General features: G+C 72.1%; 14 protein-coding genes and 1 pseudogene. 10 read left to right on the top strand and 5 right to left on the bottom strand.

All coding sequences use genetic code 11. The features are described 5' to 3' along the window. Nucleotides 1-44 precede the first annotated feature (44 nt). The 5 genes from ACFXKZ_RS42620 (at nt 45) to ACFXKZ_RS42600 (ending at nt 8,518) form a co-directional block, all read left to right on the top strand. Nucleotides 45-539, top strand: a complete 495-nt coding sequence (locus tag ACFXKZ_RS42620; RefSeq protein ID WP_380010248.1) for a hypothetical protein — start codon at nt 45-47, stop codon at nt 537-539. Beyond that, nucleotides 536-1,048: a hypothetical protein gene (locus ACFXKZ_RS42615; RefSeq protein ID WP_380010245.1), complete on the top strand. Its 513-nt coding sequence runs from the start codon at nt 536-538 to the stop codon at nt 1,046-1,048. Before ACFXKZ_RS42620 ends, ACFXKZ_RS42615 begins: the two co-directional genes overlap by 4 nt. Before the next feature lie 105 nt (nt 1,049-1,153). Further along, nucleotides 1,154-1,969: a vWA domain-containing protein gene (locus ACFXKZ_RS42610; RefSeq protein WP_380010242.1), complete on the top strand. Its 816-nt coding sequence runs from the start codon at nt 1,154-1,156 to the stop codon at nt 1,967-1,969. A 1,984-nt stretch (nt 1,970-3,953) separates the two neighbouring features. Then, nucleotides 3,954-5,315 carry a replication-associated recombination protein A gene (locus ACFXKZ_RS42605; protein WP_380010239.1) on the top strand — a complete coding sequence of 454 codons (1,362 nt, stop codon included), beginning with the start codon at nt 3,954-3,956 and terminating at the stop codon, nt 5,313-5,315. 677 nt (nt 5,316-5,992) lie between these two features. Continuing rightward, entirely contained in the window at nt 5,993-8,518 is a 2,526-nt protein-coding gene (locus ACFXKZ_RS42600; protein ID WP_380010236.1) for an ABC transporter permease, read from the top strand. Between the two features lie 91 nt (nt 8,519-8,609). On the opposite strand, the pseudogene ACFXKZ_RS42595 reads toward ACFXKZ_RS42600, so the two are convergent. Beyond that, nucleotides 8,610-9,460, bottom strand: a pseudogene (locus ACFXKZ_RS42595) (helix-turn-helix domain-containing protein). A gap of 181 nt (nt 9,461-9,641) precedes the next feature. Here ACFXKZ_RS42595 and ACFXKZ_RS42590 point away from each other — a divergent pair. Continuing rightward, the gene (locus ACFXKZ_RS42590) at nt 9,642-10,766 is read left to right on the top strand and encodes a WD40 repeat domain-containing protein (protein WP_380010233.1); all 1,125 of its coding nucleotides are present in this window, start codon (nt 9,642-9,644) and stop codon (nt 10,764-10,766) included. A gap of 106 nt (nt 10,767-10,872) precedes the next feature. Here ACFXKZ_RS42590 and ACFXKZ_RS42585 read toward each other — a convergent pair whose 3' ends face one another. The 4 genes from ACFXKZ_RS42585 to ACFXKZ_RS42570 form a co-directional block, all read right to left on the bottom strand. After that, nucleotides 10,873-11,601, bottom strand: a complete 729-nt coding sequence (locus ACFXKZ_RS42585; RefSeq protein ID WP_380010230.1) for an alpha/beta hydrolase — start codon at nt 11,599-11,601, stop codon at nt 10,873-10,875. Between the two features lie 174 nt (nt 11,602-11,775). Then, a complete protein-coding gene (locus ACFXKZ_RS42580; protein ID WP_380010227.1) occupies nt 11,776-11,997 on the bottom strand; it encodes a hypothetical protein in 222 nt (73 codons plus the stop codon). Between the two features lie 763 nt (nt 11,998-12,760). After that, a complete protein-coding gene (locus ACFXKZ_RS42575) occupies nt 12,761-14,260 on the bottom strand; it encodes a threonine/serine exporter ThrE family protein (protein WP_380010224.1) in 1,500 nt (499 codons plus the stop codon). A 308-nt stretch (nt 14,261-14,568) separates the two neighbouring features. Then, a complete protein-coding gene (locus ACFXKZ_RS42570) occupies nt 14,569-15,342 on the bottom strand; it encodes a DUF2470 domain-containing protein (RefSeq protein ID WP_380010221.1) in 774 nt (257 codons plus the stop codon). 233 nt (nt 15,343-15,575) lie between these two features. Here ACFXKZ_RS42570 and rpsD point away from each other — a divergent pair, with 233 nt between their 5' ends. The 4 genes from rpsD to alaS all read left to right on the top strand — a co-directional run bounded on the left by rpsD (nt 15,576) and on the right by alaS (nt 19,839). Further along, complete coding sequence (gene rpsD, locus ACFXKZ_RS42565) at nt 15,576-16,187, top strand: 30S ribosomal protein S4 (RefSeq protein ID WP_380010218.1); 612 nt, start codon at nt 15,576-15,578, stop codon at nt 16,185-16,187. A 185-nt stretch (nt 16,188-16,372) separates the two neighbouring features. Then, nucleotides 16,373-16,807 carry a DUF948 domain-containing protein gene (locus tag ACFXKZ_RS42560; protein ID WP_126643356.1) on the top strand — a complete coding sequence of 145 codons (435 nt, stop codon included), beginning with the start codon at nt 16,373-16,375 and terminating at the stop codon, nt 16,805-16,807. Nucleotides 16,808-16,810: 3 nt separating this feature from the next. Further along, the gene (locus ACFXKZ_RS42555; RefSeq protein WP_380010214.1) at nt 16,811-17,170 is read left to right on the top strand and encodes a DUF6167 family protein; all 360 of its coding nucleotides are present in this window, start codon (nt 16,811-16,813) and stop codon (nt 17,168-17,170) included. Beyond that, nucleotides 17,170-19,839 (top strand): alanine--tRNA ligase, encoded by a 2,670-nt coding sequence (gene alaS, locus ACFXKZ_RS42550; protein ID WP_380010211.1) that lies wholly within the window; start codon nt 17,170-17,172, stop codon nt 19,837-19,839. Before ACFXKZ_RS42555 ends, alaS begins: the two co-directional genes overlap by 1 nt. Nucleotides 19,840-19,857: the final 18 nt, after the last annotated feature.

The following is a 19,857-nucleotide window of genomic DNA, read 5'->3' as shown; positions in this document are numbered from 1 at the left end:
AGGAAAAACGCTTCTGCACAAGAGGGAAGCAAGCACAGGCATCGATGCCTACCTTGGGAGTCGAGCCGGTCGCCGAGATCGGTTCGCACTACCTCGGGGAGGCCGACATGGCGGTGGACTTGACCAAGCGGCGGGCGCCGGCGGAGTACGTGACGCGGTCGACCGTGCTGGGGCGCGGCTGGACGCAGGGCGCCATCGGGCGCTTCCTGACCGAGCCCGACGGGACGATGGCCAATATGCGATATCGCGGCTCGCCGCCGGTGCGGTTGTACGCGATGGCGCGCGTGCAGGCGATCGAGGGCACGCGGGAATGGCAGGAGTGGTTCTACGCGTCGCGGCGGCGGCGCGCGGCGGCACTGGAGCGGGCGGCGAGCGGCGAGGCCGGCGATGGTGCAACGGGCGGAGGTGGTGCGCTCGTTGCCGTGGAGGCGGGGGCCGGCGCCGAGGCCGGGGCGGGGGTTCGGGTCGCCTCGCATGTCGGAGGCGGGCGGGATGCTGGAGCGGGTCGAGGTCGGGGCTCGAATCGGGAGGTCGCATGAGCCACACCGTGCATATCAATCCGCTGCGGTGGTTCACCGACGGCGAGGGAGGCCTGGAGTTCGTCGAGTCGTTCGGCACGCCCGTGCCGGCCGACCTCCTGGAGGAGGCGCGTGCCGCGTCGTATCCGCAAGTCGGCGATCTGTTGGGGGTGTTGCGGGGCGAAGGGTTGTCGGCGCGCTGCTGGTTCAGTCTGTGGGTCGACGGCGCGGAGGTGGCCGATCCGCTCCCGGAGCGGCCCGGGGGTGGTGACGGCGATCATCTGGGCGGCCTCGCGCTGGCGGTCGCGGGTGAGCGCAAGCGGATCGGCGCCGACGAGCCGGCGTCCGGGCTGACCTGCCGGGCTCCGGGGGAGGGCGCGGTGGAGCGGGCGGTGGTGGCGCTGGCCGAGGCGTTCGGGCCGCAGGTGATGTGGGCCGGGGACGTGGGCGAGGTGGTGGTGGTGCCGCCGGGGTGGACGGCCGACCGGGTTCGGCGCGGGCGGGCGGGGTGCGACATGGCCGATTCGTGAGGGATCTGCCCCTGTTCGTGGGGGTGGGGCATCTGGGAGCGTAGGCGCGGGAAGCCCCCGGGAGGGGGCGGCCACCCGACTCGTTCGACTGCTGGGAGCCTCGCCATGCCCTTCTCGCTGTTCGGTCGCAAGAAGTCGAAGCCTGCACCGGCCCCGGCGGCTCCGCCTCCGGTCGGCGCGACACCCTCGGCCACCGTGCGCAGCGGCAGCGGCTCGGCGGTCAGCCTCGACAAGATCGAGCGTTCCGCGCCCGGCCTGGTCAGCCTCTACAAGGCGGCCGGGGTCAGCCTGGAGAAGAACAGGCTGGCCGGTGTGCGGGCGGCGGTCTATCTGGTGCTCGACCGCTCGGGCAGCATGGCGCCGTTCTACAAGAACGGCAGCGTCCAGGCGCTCGCCGACCGGGTGTTGGCCGCAGCCGCGCACTTCGACGACGACGGCACGGTGCCGGTGATCTTCTTCGACACGAAGGCCTACGCGGCCGAGGAGATCTCGCTGGACAACTACGGCGGCCGCATCGCCGCGCTGCACAAGAAGCTCGGCCACATGGGCACCACCGACTACGTGTCCGCGATGGAGGCGGTGATCGCGCACTACCGCTCGTGCGGCGCGACCGACCCGGCCTTCGTGATCTTCCAGACCGACGGCGCGCCGAACAACGCCAAGGCCGCGGAGAAGGCTCTGTGCAAGGCGGCCGAACTGCCCATCTTCTGGCAGTTCATCGGCTTCGGCCGAGACGAATTCCGCTTCCTGCACCGCCTCGACGACCTGCCCGCCCCGAAGTACCGCGTGGTCGACAACGCAGGCTTCTTCGAAGCAGGCGCCGACCCCCGCCGCATGCCCGACGCCACGCTCTACGACAACCTGATGAACGAATTCCCCGAATGGCTCCAAACAGCCAAATCAGCCGGCGTCCTACGCTGACCCACGCCACCGACGAACCCCCGGGCCGGCGTCGGCCGTCGCGCCACCCGGCCCGAATCGCGACACGCGCGGGGGCAGCGCGGGGGCGGGACGACGCGAGGGCGACAGGCGGCGGGCGTTGCGCTTGCGGTGGCGGGTGGCTGGTGCGGGGCCGGCCAGAGTCGGTGATGGGCCGCCGCCGGCGCTCGGGGCTTCGGGACTTGGGGTTTCCGGTGAGGCGGGTGTGTTGGTCGGTGAAAACCGGCCGGCAGCGGGGGAGCGGGTGGGTGCTCGGGTCGAGTCTGCCGAGGAGCCTTCCCGAGGGGGTCGAGTGCTTTCGGCGGGTGTTGCGCTTGCGGTGGCGGGTGGCTGGTGCGGGGCCGGCCAGAGTCGGTGATGGGCCGCCGCCGGCGCTCGGGGCTTCGGGACTTGGGGTTTCCGGTGAGGCGGGTGTGTTGGTCGGTGAAAACCGGCCGGCAGCGGGGGAGCGGGTGGGTGCTCGGGTCGAGTCTGCCGAGGAGCCTTCCCGAGGGGGTTGAGTCTTTTCGGCGGGCGTTGCGCTTGCGGTGGCGGGCTGGCTGGTGCGGGGTCTGTCCGAGTCGGTGGTGGGCCGCCGCCGGCGTGCGGGGCTTCGAGACTCGGGGTTTCGGTGGGGCGGGTGTGTTGGTCGGTGAAAACCGGCCGGCGGCGGGCAGGGTGGGTGGTCGGGTTGAGTCCTCTGGGGTGCCTTCGTGAGGGGGCCGGGTGTTTCCGGCGGGCGGTGGGCGTGTGGGTGACGAAGGTTCACGAACCTGGATTGCGTGGGGTGCTGTTGCCTCGGTGCGAGAGAAAACTGCAGGTCAGTGCAGGTGAGGATTGTTTGGGGCGTCTCGGGATCCGGGTTTGGCCTCTGCTGGGCACTTTTGGTCTTCTCGACGGCCTTTGGGTAGTCGTAGCGCTCGAATTCGGCTCCGATCGGGTGGCTTCGGTCTCCGTTCCGGTGTTGAGAGAGGCGCAGCATACGAAACCGGCACTCGGCGCCCGACTTTTCACCCCGGCCACGCAAAACCGCAGGTCACCGAAGCTCGAAGCCCACCAACCACCCGCCGAGATCCGGTTCCGGACCCCAACCCTCTTCCCAAACGCCCCCGAAATGCCCCGACCCACTTGGGAACGCTCCCGGCGAACTCGACCCGGGCCCCTCCTGCCCCCGCTGCCGGCCGGTTTTCGGTGAGCAATGCGTCTGTCTCGTCGGGAGCGCCGGGCCTTGGAGCCCCGCACGCCGGCGGCGGCCCATCACCGACTCTGGCCGGCCCCGCACCAGCCACCCGCCACCGCAAGCGCAACGCCCGCCGAAAGCACTCGACCCCCTCGGGAAGGCTCCTCGGCAGACTCGACCCGACCACCTCCCTGCCCCCGCTGCCGGCCGGTTTTCGGTGAGCAATGCGTCTGTCTCGTCGGGAGCCCAAGTCTCGAAGCCCCGCACGCCGGCGGCGGCCCATGCACCGACTCGGACCGGCCTCGGACCGGCCACCCGGGGCCAAAGGTGCGGCGTGCGCGTTGGGAGCGCCCGGGCCACCCCTGCAGGTTCCACGGTGGACTCGACCTGGGCGCCCGCCTTTTCCGCCGTTGCCGGCCGGGTTTCGTTGAGTAGTGCAGTTGTCTCGTCGGGAGCCCCGGTCTCGGAGCCCCGCGCGCCGGCGGCGGCCGATGCCTCGGGACGGACCCGGTCCCGGAGCGGCGGCCCGCAACCGAAGTAAAACGGGCGTGGGGGTACCCGGCCCATTCGAGAAGTCTCGCCGGTGGCGTCGATCCGGTCGTCCTCCAGCTCTGCCGCCGCCGGTGCCGGGGAACGCAAGCCGTTGGATTGCCCGCGACCCGCCTCGGTCTGTGGGCATCGCGAAGCCTGGTTCGGATTGTTGCCGGTCCTTGCCCGTTCGGGCCGGATGGCCTCGGGGCGTGCCGGGGGTTTTCGTGAGTGGCTGCCGTCGGGGTTGGGGTCGGGGGTGCGGGTTAGGGTCGTTGGGTGGATGCCGATCTTTTTACTGCTGCCGCCGAGGCGCGGCAGGCCAAGGACCCCTCGCTTGCGCCGCTTGCCGTGCGGATGCGGCCGCGTGATCTGGACGAGGTGGTCGGGCAGCGGCACCTGCTGGGTGAAGGGTCGCCGTTGCGTCGGCTGGTGGCGTCGGAGAGTCGGGTCACCGCGCCGAGTTCGGTGATTTTGTGGGGACCGCCCGGTACCGGCAAGACCACGCTCGCCTATGTGGTCAGCCATGTCACCCGTCAGCGGTTCGTGGAACTGTCCGCGATCACGGCGGGCGTCAAGGAAGTGCGCGCGGTGATCGAGGACGCGCGTCGGCACGCCGGCTCCCAGGGGCGGGACACGGTGCTCTTCCTCGACGAGATCCACCGCTTTTCCAAGGCCCAGCAGGATTCGTTGCTGCCGGCCGTGGAGAACCGATGGGTGACGCTGATCGCGGCGACCACCGAGAACCCGTACTTCTCGATCATCAGCCCGCTGCTGTCCCGGTCGCTCCTGCTGACCCTGGAGTCGTTGACCGATGACGACCTGCGCGAGGTGGTGCAGCGCGCGCTCACCGACGAACGGGGCCTGGCCGGGACGCTCACCCTCGACTCCGACGCCGAGGAGCACCTGCTGCGGATCGCGGGTGGTGACGCGCGGCGTGTCCTGACCGCGTTGGAGGCGGGTGCGGGGTCGGCCGCCGACAAGGGCGAGGAATCGATCACCCTGGCCACGCTGGAGAGCGCGGTGGACCGGGCGGCGGTGCGGTACGACCGGGACGGGGATCAGCACTACGACGTGGCGAGCGCGTTGATCAAGTCGATCCGGGGCTCGGACGTGGACGCCGCGCTGCACTACCTCGCGCGGATGGTGGAGGCGGGGGAGGATCCGCGCTTCATCGCCCGGCGGTTGATGATCTCGGCGAGCGAGGACATCGGGATGGCCGATCCCACCGCGATCCAGGTCGCGGTGGCCGCCGCGCAGGCGGTCGCGCTGATCGGCTTCCCCGAGGCGCGGATCACGCTGTCCCAGGCGGTCATCCACCTCGCCCTCGCACCCAAGTCGAACGCCGCCTACCTGGCGATCGACGCCGCGCTCGCCGACGTCCGGAAGGGGCTGGCCGGTCCCGTCCCACCGCACCTGCGGGACGGGCACTACAAGGGCGCCGCCAAACTCGGCCACGCGCAGGGCTACCTCTACCCGCACGACGACCCCGACGGCGTGGCGGCGCAGCAATACGCGCCCGACGCCATCCATGGCCGCACCTACTACGAGCCCACCCGCCACGGCGCCGAGGCCCGCTACGCCGACATCACCACGTGGCTCCGCACGCGCCTGAACACGCCGACCCCGCCGAAGTCCTGACCGACGCGAGGACTCCACCCCACCCCGCGCACCCTTGTCGCGGCGGGAAGGGCCCCCGCCCGCCCCGACAGAGGTGAAGGCGCCCCCGCCCGGCGCGGCGGGAGGACACACTCGCACCCGCCCCCTGCGACGGTGGGCGTGCGCGTTCGCGGGCGCCCTTGGACCGACCCGCGACCACCCCATACGCGGGGGCGATGCGCGTCGGGTGATCGGTGTGGTGGAGGTGCCTACGCGAGGTGAGTCGTTCCGGGTGGGGCGTCCCGGATGGCGCGGACCTCGCGGAGAAGGCCCGTGTCGGCGCACGCGGTCGGCCCGGACTGCGTGCGGGCTGTCGTGGGACGGCGGTGTGCGGCGAGCCGTTGCGTGCGGCGGCCCCATGGCGCCTACGCGACCGCGCGCCGTGCTGTTCCCCCCGCGTGCCGCTCGGTGGCTCTGTCCGGCGTCGGGACGCGTTCGGGACGTGCGTCGGGGTGGCGTGTGGGTCCGTCTTTTGGGGGTCGGGTCGGGCTTCAGGGGGATGGATCGGGGGGTGCGGAGGGCTACCGGTGGGGGACGTCCGCGCTGGTGGGGGCGGGTGAGGATGAGCGGGATTCCGCTGTTCGTGCTCGGTCCTTCTGGAGTTGCCCGTGTTTCGTTTCGCGCTGCGCAATGTTGTTGCACACCGGACCAGATTGGCGATGACCGCCGTCGCGGTGTTGCTCGGTGTGGCGTTCGTCGTGGGCACGCTCGTCCTGTCGGACACCCTGGGGCGGGCGTTCAAGAACACCGCTTCCAAGAGCTTCGCGGACGTGTCCGTCGCCGTCTTGGACGACAACGTCGACCGCACCGGCTCGCGCGCGCACGGTCGGCCCGAACCCACGCTCACCGACGAAACCCTCGCCCGGTTGCGCGCGCTGCCCGGTGTCGCGCGGGCGCGTGGTGTGCTGGAGGGGTTCACCGGCGTGGTGGACCGGCACGGTGACCTGCTCGGATCGGGGTGGACGACGATCGGGACGAACTTCGCGCCGGTCGGCGACGGCACCGATCCCCGCTTTCCGATGCGGTCCGGGCGCGGACCGGCCGCCGCCGCCGAGATCGCGCTCGACGTGCGGACCGCGGACAAGGGCGGCTTCCGGGTCGGCGACACCGTGCGCGTCGCGCTCGGCGGGCCGATGATCGCGGCCCGGCTGACCGGGGTGTTCGCGACCGACGATCCGCGCGTGTCGTCGGGTGGTTCGCTCGTGCTGTTCGAGACCGCGACCGCACAGCGGCTGCTGCTCGAGCCGGGGCGCTACGCCGAGATCGACCTGGTCCCGGTTCCCGGTACGAGCGAGGCGGCGTTGCGCGCCGCGGCCCGGCGGGTGGTGCCGGACGCGGACAATCTGCGGGTCGCCTCCGGACGTACGCTCGCCCGCGAGCAGGTGGACATGATCGAGGCCGGCACCCGGCAGATGACGATCGCGCTGCTCGCGTTCGCCGGCATCGCGCTGTTCGTCGCGACGTTCATCATCGCCAACACCTTCACCATGCTGGTCGCCCAACGCACCCGCGAACTGGCCCTGTTGCGCGCGGTCGGCGCCCGCAGCGGACAGGTCACCCGGATCGTGCTTTTCGAGGCCGCGGCCGTCGCCGTGATCGCCTCTCTGCTCGGCTTCGCCACCGGCATCGCGCTGGCCGGTGCGCTCCGGGCGCTGCTGGAACGATTCGGCGCACACCTGCCCGCCGGCCCGCTGATCGTGGAGGGCCGTACGATCGCGGTTGCGTTGCTCGTGGGCGGCGCGGTCACCCTCCTCGCCGCGTGGTTGCCCGCTCGGCGGGCGTCCCGGATCCCCCCGGTCGCCGCGCTGAACGCGGTGGAGCGACCGGCGGGCCGCGGCGGACTGCGCGGCCGCGGTGCGCTGGGGGCGCTGGTGACGGCGGTCGGTGCGGCGCTCACCGTGTACGGGCGTTCGGCGGCCGGCGACAGCGGCCGGGTCCCGGTCGCGCTCGGTGCGTTCCTGCTGTTGATCGGCGTCCTCGTGCTCACTCCGTCGCTGGCCCGACCCGCCATCGCCGTGGGTACTCCGCTGCTGGATCGTGTGTTCGGCGTGGCCGGTCGGTTGGCCCGGCGCAACGCGGTACGCAATCCCCGACGTACCGCCGCCACCGCGTCCGCGCTGACCATCGGCCTGTCCCTGATCGCCGGCCTGACCATGCTCGGCGCGTCGATCCGGCAGGCCGTCGAGGAACGGGCGATCGCCGAGATCGCCGCGGACTACCGGATCGGCACGGTCAACGGCGCCTCGCTCGACGCCGGCGTGCCCGCCGCCGTCGCCCGCGTGCCCGGGATCACCGCGATCTCGCCGCTGATCCGGGACTCGGTGCTGCTGGACGGCCACGAGGCGGCGGTGATCGGAGTGGACCCCAAGGGCATCGAGCACCTGATCGACTTCGACGGCCTCGCCGCGCCCGAGACCGGCAGCCGTACCGCCGCCGCCGACGCGCTGCGCCGCGGCGAGATCCTGATCAGCGCGGACATCGCCAAGCGGCGGGGATGGGGCGTCGGCTCGGTGATCCCGATCGGCTACCCCGACGGCGCCCGGGGCACCGTCAAGATCGGCGGCATCCAGGGCGACCTCGAACAGTTGACCAAGGTGACGGTGCCGGCCGCGCTGCTGGAGCGGCACACGGTCGACCGCGACATCCGTTCGATCATGGTGCGCGTCGAGGGCGGCGGCAGCGCCGCGACCACGCGGGCGATCGAGCGTGCGATCGGCGACAACCCGCTCGTGCAGGTGGAGGATCGTGCGGCCATCCGGAAGTCCTTCAGTCGCACGGTCGACCTGCTGCTCAACATCATGTACGGGTTGCTGGCCATGGCGGTGCTGATCGCGGTGCTCGGGGTGATCAACACCTTGGCCATGTCGGTGTTCGAACGCCGCCGGGAGATCGGCATGTTGCGCGCGATCGGGCTGGACCGCTCGCGGGTGCGCACGATGGTCCGGGTCGAGTCGACGGTCATCTCGGTGTTCGGTGCGGTGCTCGGGCTGCTGGTCGGGGCGTTCCTGGCCTGGGGGATCCTGGGCACGCTGCGCGACAAGTTGCCGAATCTGGTCCTGGTCGTGCCCTGGGCCGGCGTCGCCGGATTCCTCGCCCTGGGGGTCGTCGTGGGCGTCGTCGCGGCGGTCTGGCCGGCGCGCACCGCCGCTCGCACCGACGTCCTGACCGCGATCGGTGCCGAATGACGGGGCTTGCAGCCACGTCCTAGCCAGTGCTGTGACCGGAAACGTTCGCCGGGTTGGTGGATCATGCGGCGTTGTCGAGGTGGCGTCCGCCTCAACGGATGCCCTTCTCGCTGCGGATGCGTGCGCGTTCCCTGCGCTGTGCGGCGAGGACGTCGGGGTGGCGGGCGTTCGCGTTGTGCCATCGCAGATACGCGTGCAGCCGCCGCGTCTGGACGGTGTGGTTGGGGTGGTTCGAGGCGCCGTCGGGTCGAGCCGCGCGGATCGAGCGCAGGGCCGCCCAGGTCGGCGTGATGCCCTTCCGCCTGCGGTTCACGCCCCACAACGTGTCGTCGCCCATGGAGTAACAGCCATGGAAGTACGTGACGCCGTGGGTGCGTGTGTAGGTGGCCGGGTGGCGGTCGGGCCGGCCCCCGGGGCCCAACAGCCGCCCGCGGTGGGCCGGATGCCCAACGGGCCGAACTCGTCGAACGCGAAGACACGATCGGGGAAGTACCGTGTGACGTGCTCGATCCGGTCGAGCTTGCGCTCGCGGTCCGGGTCGGCCGACTCCTTCCACGTCTTCGTCCGTTGGAACGTGACGCCCCGGCGTTCGAGCAATGCGCGCAGGGCTTCGCGGCCGATGCGTATGCGAGGGGTCGGCAGGCCTCGCACGTGGTCGGCGAGTTTGCGGATCGACCAACGGGTGAACGGTCGGCCGAGTCCCGCCGGGCGTGTGCCGGCCGTCGCCACGACGAAGTCCTCCTGTTCAGGCGTCAGCAGGCGGGGACGGCCTCCCGCCCACCGAGGGTCCAGAGACTTCATCCCGATCTCGTTGAACCGGTGGATCACCTCCCGCACGGTGTCCTCGTCGGCCTGCACCAGGCGGGCGATCACCGGCACGGTGTTCCTGCCGGCCGGCAGGCGAGACTTCACCCGACAGCACCGGCGACACACCAACACCACGAACCAATCCGGTCACAGCACTAGAGTTTCGGCCGTGAGTGACGAGGTTCGTATGACTGCTTCGGCATCGGATCCGTCGGGGGCGGAAGGGTGGTGGACGGACCTGCGATGGTTGGTCAACGCTGATCCGGAGCGGGTTATGGGGTTGCCGGCTTCCGATGCGACTTCTGATGCGCGACTCATGGCTGCGGTTTACCGGGCGTCGGTGGACGTCCACCGGGACGTGCCACCGTGGGTGCGGCGGCAACTGCCGGCCCTGGACGCGGCTCGGTACGGGGACCGGGAGTTGTCCTCGCGGATAGCCGCCGTGCCGGTGGAGGATGTCTTCGCCGAGCCATGGCGGGTGCTGTGGTCCACCGGCGCGCAGAGTGACCGGCACTTCCGGATGAACCCGTCGGGTCACACCGGCGGTGTCGACGCGGTGGTGACAGCCTTCGCGGATGGCCGCCAGGTCGTGGTCACCGGCAGCAAGGACCGGACGGTCCGGGTGCGGGACCTTGAGACCGGCCGGCCGGTCGGCGGACCCATGAGCGACCTCGCCGGCAGAGTGTGGGCGGTGGCGACGGAGGTCGTGGACGGTCGAACGTACGTCGTCACGGCCGGCGACTGGGCGGTACGCGCGTGGGACTTGGCCACCCGACAGCAGACGGGCGAGCTGCCGGGGATCAACGGTGAGGTGTGGTGTCTGGGCACCGCTGTCATCCACGGGCGACCGTGTGTGCTCGCCGGCGACGACGACGTGTCCGTGCGGGTCTGGGATCTGGTCGGTGGGGAACAGGTCGGCGAACTCACCGGACACGACGACTTCCTGATGGCCGTCGACACGCTGGTGATCGATGACAGACCCCATGCGGTGGGCTGTATGAGCGGCGGCTCGGTCTGGCAGTGGGACCTGACCACCGGACAATCGATCGGGGAGCCTCTGCCGGGCCACGACGGCGAGGCGTGGGCGGTCGCGACAGCGGTCGTCGGCGGCCGAGCCCACGCGATCACGGCAGGTTACGACGCCACCGTGCGCGTATGGGACCTGGTCATGGGACGGGAAGTCGGCAGGCTGGTCGGCCACGATGGCACTGTGTCCGCGGTGGAGACCGCGGTGATCGGTGGAGAACTCAGGGTCGTCACCGGTGGTTCGGATGGAACGGTGTGCCTGTGGGAGCCGGCTGCCGGGCGGCGGATCGGCCGGGAGCTGGTGTTCCCCGCGCCGGTCCATGCGCTGACCGTGACCCCGGAAGGCTCGCTCGTGGTGGGCTTCGGCGGCGACGTCGCGGCCCTGTCCCTGCATGCCGACCCCGGCTCTGTGTGACCGTGAGCCGTTGGTGGTGTGCCCGGATGGTTGCCGGTCCGTCCGGCGATGAGGACAAAGCGCGGCCGGCGGCTGCACAACCCGGCGAACCTACGCGGTCAGAGCACTAGCCGCTCGCGCCGATCGCGGGGGCGCGGAGGCCGTCCGGGGCCGGTGTTCGCATGGCGCGGGCGATCTCGGGGTCCAGGCGGCCGGTGACCGCGCCCACCACGGTGCGCCGGACCAGTTCGGTCCAGGCCGGTGCGCGGCGCATCATTGCGTGGCCGTCTGGGAGTTCGAATCGGCAGACGCGGTCGGAGACTTCGCGCGCGGCCAGCGCGTAGCGGTGCGAGGCCTTCGGGCTCGTGGTGTGGTCGGCCGTGCCGTGTACCACGACCAGGTCCCGGCCGGCGAGTTGTGCGTACGGTTCGTCGTCCTCGATCCAGGGCGCCAGCGCGCAGATCGTACGCACGCTGTCGTGGCCGGCCACCCGCAGCGCGGTGCGGCCGCCCATCGAGTGGCCGACGAGGGTGACCTCGGCGTCGGGGTATCGGGCACGGATGCCGTCGAGGGCCCACCACGCGTCTTGGACCGGGTCGCGATCGGGTTCGTTCCAGCCGCGCACCCGGTAGCGCAGCAGCCAGGTCTCGGCGCCCGCCGCGTGGGTCGCGCGGTGTACGGAGCGGGCTATCGGCACCATGCGTCGATAGGCCAGGTTGCGGGTGGAGGCGGGTTGCCGACCGTACGCCCGGCCACCGGGCAGGACCAGGACAACCGCGCGCACAGGCGTGTCACGCGGCGGCGACCACCTGCGCAGCGCGGCGAACGGCCCGTTGGATGCGTGCGCGTCCGGCATGCGGCGCCCTCCATGCTGTCGGCGTGGCCCCGGCAGCCAGGCCCACTCGCGTCGAAGCGGGGCCTCCACGACCACAGCCCCAAAACCCGAACGCCCCCACCACCCGGGTCGTTCCCGCCGCCGCGGACACCGCCGCCGCGGACACGGGCGCCGACGCCGACGCCTGGGACGCGCTCACGTCCAGCTCCGCGCCGATGGGCGTGCCGACGCCGACGTGGACACGGGCGCCGACGGCAACGCCAACGCCGACGCGCACGCCAACGCGGGCACGGTCACGGGCGCCGACGCGGACGCCCGGCACGCGCGGACGTCCAACTCCGCGACGATGGGCATGTCCACGCCGACGATTACGTGCGTGCCCGCGCCGACGTCCACGCCCCGCCAACGTCCATGCACGCGTACAGACTTGCCCCCGCCGCCGCGCCCGCTTGCCAGGAGCACGCCCCTGTTCACTCGAACCCGGCCCGCATGAGCGCCCGCCCGCGATGCCAATCACGCGCACCATGCCCTCGGCCGCCTACGCTCGCGACCGGGTCGACGCCTGCGCCTGCACCCGCGACCGTGGGCGTCCCCGAGCGCCTTGATGTCTGCCCGCGACCGCGCCCGCGACCGTGACCCTGCGTCTGCGACCGTGCCCCCGCGTCTGCGCCTGCGACCGCGATCGGGACAGCGTCTGCGACCGTGCCCCCCGCGTCTGCGCCTGCGACCGCGATCGGGACAGCGCCTGCGACCGTGCCCCCCGCGTCTGCGCCTGCGACCGCGATCGGGACAGCGCCTGCGACCGTGCCCCCGCGCCTGCGACCGTGACCGGGACAGCCCCTGCGACCACGCCCCCGCGACCGCGACAGCGCCTGCGGCCCTGCCCCCTGCGACCGCGACCGAGTGCACTGGCCCCGTGGTCGCTCGCCCGCGACCCTGCCCCGAGCACCTCGTGGCGGGCTACGCGGACTTGGCCGACACCCACCGTCGCCGAGCCGGTCTGCACGCTCCTCGATACGCCAGGCGGGCCCGTAGGGCGGTGTGTTGCCGGAGTTCACGTTGTGGCACCTGCGGCTGTGGCCCCGGTCGCCCGGCCCCGCGAGCGCCGGTGGGTGTCGCCGAGCCGGCCGCCCCCGCAACCCGGTCGCCCGCTCGCCCGCATCCCCGCCGCCTCCGTCGGTCAGAAGCCCCGGGTGCGCTTCGATGCCGGGCGCATTTCGCGGCCCGTGCGCGGCGGCGGGGAAGGCAGGACGAAGCGGGCCGCCTCGGAGCCGACGTTGACGCCCGCCGCGAGTGCCAGGGCCAGGGACGCCGCGTTCACCAGGCTGCGCCAGCCGCTGTCCGTGTGGCCGAGGGCCAGGCCGAGCATGCCCTGATACATCGCGCTGCCCGGCAACATCGGGCCGATCGCCGGGATCACGTACGGCAGCGCCGATGTCCCGTGCCACCGGGCGAGCAACTGTCCGAGCAGCCCGAGCAGCCCGGTGGCCACCGCCGTGGCCAGGACCGGTGCGGCGCCGGCCTCGCGCAGCACCTGGAACACCGCCCAGCCGACCGCCCCGCCGGCCGCCGCCATCGGCAGCAGCACCCGACGTACCTGGACCAGCACCGCGAAGGTCAGCGACACCCCGCCCGCCGCGAGGAGTTGCACGATGCGGGGGTTGTCGTTGAGGTTGAACGTCCCCTCGACGGTGAACTTCACGCCCACCTGGTCGCCGATGTACAGCACGATCGAGATGCCCACGATGATGCCGACGATCAGGTAGAAGACCTCCAGCAACCGGGCCGCGGCGGTGATGTAGAAGCCGGTCAGCCCGTCCTGTACGGCGGCGACCAGGGCCCGCCCCGGCAGCAGCGCGAACAGCCCGCCGGTGACCACGGCGTACGGGTTGATCCCCGCGCCGAGTTTGATCATCACCACCGTGATCGCGGCGGCCGGCATCGAGGCGAGCACGAACTGGTAGAACTCCGGGACGCCGCGCTCGGCGAGCAGCTGCGCCAACCGCTCGCCGATCAGCGCCGCGACGCAGGCCGCGACGGCCACGATCGGTCCACCGCCGACCATCACGCTCGCGAAGGCCGCGATCAGCCCCGCGGACAGCAGCAACAGCGGGCGCGGGTACGGGTGTCGGTTGCGGCGGATGTCGGCGAGGCGGTGGTACGCCTCCTCCAGGGTCAACTCGGATCGGGTGATCGCCTCGACCAGTTGGTGTGCCTCGTCGAGCCGGGTGTAGTCGACGGCGCGGCGGCGCACCACGCGCTCGCCCGTGACCGGCGGTTCGACCAGTGAGGGCTGGTAGGACAGGGTGATCGCGACGAAGGTCACATTGGGCTGGCAGCGTTCCAGGCCGTACGCGTCGGTGATGCCGAGCATCGCCGCCTCGACGTCCTCCCCGCCCTCGCCGCTGGCCAGCAGCAACTCGCCGGTGCGCAGCGCGAGATCGAGTACGCGCGGGACCGAGGGGCCGGCCTCGGGCTTCTCCGGGGCGGGCACGATCGGGATGCTCGCGGTGTGTCCGCTGAACCGCAGCTGGGTGCGCAGCCGGTCCTGCCACGGGCTGGCGCCGGATCGCGGTGTCGCCGGCCGCTCCGGCTCCCAGGGCGCGCGAGGGCCCGGATGGGCGCGGCCGACCTCGTCCGCCGATCCCTCCGGTTCGTGTCGCGAGTGCTGCTCCGACACCCCGTGTCGTCCCTTCCGCCGTTCCCGCCGCGATCCGGCTCGCGCCGGCGGCACCGTCGACCGGTCGGCCGTGGCGATCCGTCCGGGTGGATCGCCACCCGGTGCCGCGACCGGAAACGTTAGCCGGTTCCCGACCGGGGCCCGGCCCGGCACGGCCGATCACGGAGGAGGAGACTGCCCGGCGGGCGCCGCATCATGCGAGGCCACGGGCCGGCGGGATCGGCGGACGAAGCCCGCGCCGAAACACCTCGCGCGAGCCGGACGACCGCCCCCGACGCGCGCCCGCCCCGCAGCGGCCGGCCAAAGCCTCAGCTCTCCCCGTGCACCCCGTGCAGCAGCCGGCGCAGTGCGCCGCCCAACTCCGTCGGGTCGGCCACCGGGTGCTCGAATTCGAAGCGCACGTCACACGTGCGGTCCGGGCCGCCGGTGCGCAACCGGATGCCGTGTCGGTCCAGCGACACCGGCGCCACCCGGTCCGCGCAGGCCGGCGCGCCCGCCACGATCGCCAGCCGGTACAGGTCGTCGCCGTGCGCCGCGGCCAGGTGCTGGAGCAGTTCGGCCTCGTGCCCGGCCAGCGGGTCGGGCGCGGCGTCGGCGTAGTCGTCGGGCTCGACGTGCCCGGTGCCCCACAGGTCGTCGACCAGCACTTCGCCGACCTCCAGCCGCACGACCGTCCCGGCGCGCTCGGACGCGGTGGGGTCGGGAGCCGCCTCGGCCAACAGCGCGGCGGCGCGCTCGGCGTCGGGGCCGGTGGGGATGCTCAGCCAGCCCGCGATCCAGCAGTGCGCCCGGACCCGGTGCGGCACGGCCACCGGCGCGACGTCGACCAGGTGCAGCACGGCGGCCACGTCGTCGCGGGACGTCAGCACCACCGCGGCGGTCTCGCTCGGGACGAGCAGCAGCAGCGAGCCGTCGGCCTCTACGGCCCGTGCGGCGGGGATCACATGCTCCTCCCGGTCGCCGGGCAGGTCCAGGGTGGCCGACCCGGCGTGGGCGGCCAGGGTGCGGGCCCGCTCGGCGGTGCGCGGTCGCCGGGAAGAGACATCGGTGCGCCCGGCGTTGGCCTCGGTGGGAACAGACATGGCGTCCTCCAGGTGTGGCGCTCAGGTACGGCGCTCGTTTGCGACCCCCGAGTGGGCTAACGGCCGCGTCTTCGTTAAGGTTAGGCTTACCTAAGTATCCCGATCTTGGCAAGACGGCCCGACCGGCGGCCCACCGCTCCGGCCCGGCGCCTCGACCCACGACCGGACCGGCCACACCCGCATCGCCCCGACCACCCGAACCGCCCGAACGGCCCTGCACGGAGGACCCGACCTTGACCAACCAGACGCGCCCCAAGATCCGCCGCAGCCGCGCGCTCGGAGTGGCGCTCACCCCCAAGGCCGCCAAGTACCTGGAGAACCGGCCCTACCCGCCGGGCGAGCACGGCCGCGGTCGCAAGCAGACCTCCGACTACAAGACCCGGCTGATGGAGAAGCAGCGCCTGCGCTTCCAGTACGACATCTCCGAGGTCCAGATGCGGGCCGCGTTCGACCGCGCCAACAAGCACGCCGGCAAGACCGGCGACGAGTTGGTGGTCGACCTCGAGCGCCGCCTGGATGCCTTCGTGCTCCGGGCCGGCTTCGCGCGCACCGTCTACCAGGCGCGGCAGATGGTCACCCACGGCCACATCGAGGTCAACGGCGGCAAGGTGGACAAGCCCTCCTACCGCCTCAAGCCCGACGACGTGGTCGCCGTGCGCGAGCGCAGCCGCGCCAAGCCGCTGTTCCAGGTGGTCCAGGCCGGCGGTTTCGCCGCCGCCGAGACCCCGCGCTACATCGAGGCCCGCCTCGACAAGCTGATGGCCCGCCTCGACCGTCTCCCGCAGCGCCGCGAGGTCCCGGTGATCTGCGACGAGCAGCTGGTCGTGGAGTACTACTCCCGCTGATCGACGACATCGACAAACCGACACCGAAGGTCGATCCACACACGACACCGGGTCGCGACACACGCCACGCCCACCGCGCGGGTTTCCTCGGACGAGGGGACCCGCGCGGTCGCGGTAGGGTCGGGTTTTCCGAGGTGGGCGACGCGTATCCGCCGCCTCGACTGATCCCACTCATCAAGGAGCGCATGACGGTGTCGGGTGGCGAAGTCGCGCTGATGATCATCGCCGTTTTCTGGGCGATCCTGGTCGCCTTTCTCGCGGTGGCTCTGGTGAAGCTGGCGAAGGTGCTCAAGGAGGCCACGACCCTGGTCGCAGGGGTGGCGGACCGGGCGGTCCCGCTGCTCGACGAGGTCACCGAGACGGTCCGGGCGACCAACGCCCAGATGGGCCGCGTCGACCAGATCGCGGGCAACGTGCAGACCATGACCACGAACGCCACCGCGCTGTCCTCCACGGTCGCCGCCACGCTCGGCGGGCCACTCGTGAAGACCGCCGCGTTCAGCTACGGTGTGCGCCGCGCGCTGTCCGCGCAGCAGCGCGCCGAGCTCAGCCGCCGGGTGCGTACCGCGGCGAAGGCGCAGAAGGTCGCACGGCAACGCAGCATGCGCGGAAGGGGCTGACCGATGGCGAGACTGTTCTGGATCGCGGTCGGCGCCGGCGCCGGCGTCTGGGCCGCGCGCAAGGTCAAGGACAAGGCATACAAGTACACGCCCGAGGGCGTCGCCGACAATGTCACGGGCATCGGCGAGGCGATCAAGTACTTCGCGGACGAGGTCCGCGCGGGCATGGCGGAGCGCGAGCAGGAGTTGTACCGGGCGATCGGCGCCGACGTCGCCGCCGCGGCCCTGCCGCCCGCCCCGAGCCGGCGGATACTGCCCGGCGCGCGCGAGCCGCACGAGCACCGGCACGACGGGCGGGAGCACTACGACCCGCGCGAGCTGTACGAAGGCAAGGCACGGTACGACCGAAGGGACGGCACCTGATGGAGTCGGCAGAGATCCGCAAGCGCTGGCTGCGCTTTTTCGAAGAACGCGGACACACCGTCGTCCCGTCGGCGTCGCTGGTCGCGGACGACCCCACGCTGCTCTTGGTGAACGCCGGCATGGTGCCGTTCAAGCCCTACTTCCTGGGCGAGGTCAAGCCGAGCTTCAAGCGGGCCACCAGCGTGCAGAAGTGTGTGCGCACGCTGGACATCGAGGAGGTCGGCAAGACCACCCGGCACGGCTCGTTCTTCCAGATGTGCGGCAACTTCTCGTTCGGCGACTACTTCAAGGAGGGCGCGATCGCGCTCGCCTGGGAGTTGCTGACCAACTCGGTCGCCGACGGCGGCTACGGGCTCGACCCGGAGAAGTTGTGGATCACCGTCTACCTCGACGACGACGAGGCCGAACGCATCTGGCGCGACGTCATCGGCGTGCCCCCCGAGCGCATCCAACGCCTGGGCAAGTCGGAGAACTTCTGGTCGATGGGCGTGCCGGGACCGTGCGGCCCGTGCTCGGAGATCAACTACGACCGCGGCCCCGCGTACGGCGAGGAGGGCGGCCCGGCGGTCAACGGCGAGCGCTACCTGGAGATCTGGAACCTGGTCTTCATGCAGTTCGAGCGCGGCGCCGGCACCGGCAAGGACGACTACCCGATCCTGGGTGACCTGCCCGCGAAGAACATCGACACCGGGCTCGGCCTGGAGCGCCTGGCGTGCATTCTCCAGGGCGTCGACAACCTGTACGAGATCGACACCTCGCGGATGATCCTGGACCGCGCCGCCGAACTCACCGGCAAGGTCTACGGGCAGGACCACACCACCGACGTGTCGCTGCGCGTGGTGGCCGACCACGTGCGCACCGCCGTGATGCTGATCGGCGACGGCGTGGTGCCGGGCAACGAGGGCCGCGGCTACGTGCTGCGCCGGATGATGCGCCGGGCGATCCGCAACATGCGGCTGATGGGCGCCGAGGGCGCGACGCTGCACGACCTGGTCGAGACCACGATCAAGGCGATGGGTCCGCAGTACCCGAACCTGGTCGAGGACGCCGAGCGCATCGACGCGGTCTCGGTGGCCGAGGAGAAGCGCTTCCTGGCCCGGCTCCAGGAGGGCACCGCGCTGCTCGACGAGTCGATCGTCAAGGCGAAGAGCGCGGGCTCGCGCGTGCTCCCCGGCGAGGTGGCGTTCCTGCTGCACGACACCGAGGGCTTCCCGATCGACCTGACCCTGGAGATCGCCGCCGAACAGGGCCTGGCGGTCGACGAGGACGGCTTCCGCCGGCTGATGAACGAGCAGCGGCAGCGGGCCAAGAAGGACGCGCAGGCGCGCAAGCAGGGCCTTGCCGACCTGTCCGTGTACCGCGAGGTCGCGGACTCGGCCGGCGGCACCGTGTTCACCGGCTACCTGGACACCGCCAACGAGGTGACCGTGGTCGGCCTGCTCGTCGACGGCGTGCCCGCGCCCGCCGCGCAGGAGGGCGACGAGGTCGAGGTCGTGCTCGACCACACCCCCTTCTACGCCGAGGGCGGCGGCCAGCTCGCCGACACCGGCCGCATCCGCCTCGAGACCGGCGCCGTGGTCGAGGTCCGCGACGTACAGACCCCCGTCGCCGGTGTCACCGTGCACCGCGGCCGGGTCCAGGTCGGCGAGGTCGTGGTCGGCGCCAAGGCGCTGGCGCAGATCGACACCGACCGGCGCAACGCCATCGCCCGCGCGCACAGCGCCACTCACCTGACCCACCAGGCGCTGCGCGACGCGCTCGGCCCCACCGCGGCGCAGGCCGGCTCGGAGAACGCGCCGGGCCGCTTCCGCTTCGACTTCGGCGCGCCGGGCGCGGTGCCGGGCAGCGTGCTCACCGACGTCGAGCAAAAGATCAACGAGGTGCTCGCGCGCAACCTCGACGTCACCGCCGAGGTGATGTCGATGGACGAGGCGAAGAAGCAGGGCGCCGTGATGATGTTCGGCGAGAAGTACGGCGACCGGGTCCGTGTGGTCACCATGGGGGACTACTCCAAGGAGCTGTGCGGCGGCACGCACGTGCACAACACCGCACAGCTGGGCCTGGTCAAGCTGCTCGGCGAGTCCTCGATCGGCGCCGGTGTGCGTCGGGTCGAGGCGCTGGTGGGCGCCGACGCGTACAAGTTCCTGGCGCGCGAGCACACCATCGTCAACCAGCTCACCGACGTGGTGAAGGGTCGGCCGGAGGAGCTGCCCGAGCGGGTCGCCTCGATCATGGCCAAGCTGCGCGACGCGGAGAAGGAGATCGCCGCGCTGCGCGGTGCCCAGGTGCTCCAGGCCGCCGCCGGTCTGGCCGACGGCGCGCAGGACGTGCACGGCGTGGCGCTGGCCGTCGGCCGGCTGCCCGACGGCACCACACCCGACGACCTGCGCAAGCTGGCGCTGGATGTACGCGGCCGGCTCGCGACCCGCCCGGCCGCGGTCGCGGTCGTGTCGGTGGTGAACGGCAAGCCGATGGTCGTGGTCGCCGCCAACGACGGCGCGCGCGAGCGTGGCGTCAAGGCCGGCGAGCTGGTTCGTGTCGCGGCGCAGACCCTCGGCGGAGGCGGCGGCGGCAAGGACGACGTGGCCCAGGGCGGCGGTTCGGACCCGACGAAGGTGGCCGACGCGCTGGCCGCGGTCACCCGGACAGTCGCCGAACGTACATCCTGAGTCGTCCCCTACCCTCGT

The organism is Embleya sp. NPDC059237, from assembly GCF_042754105.1.
In the GTDB taxonomy this organism is placed as follows: Bacteria; Actinomycetota; Actinomycetes; order Streptomycetales; family Streptomycetaceae; genus Embleya.
Note: the sequence above shows the minus strand (reverse complement) of the source record. Positions and strands in the feature narration are given on the sequence as shown.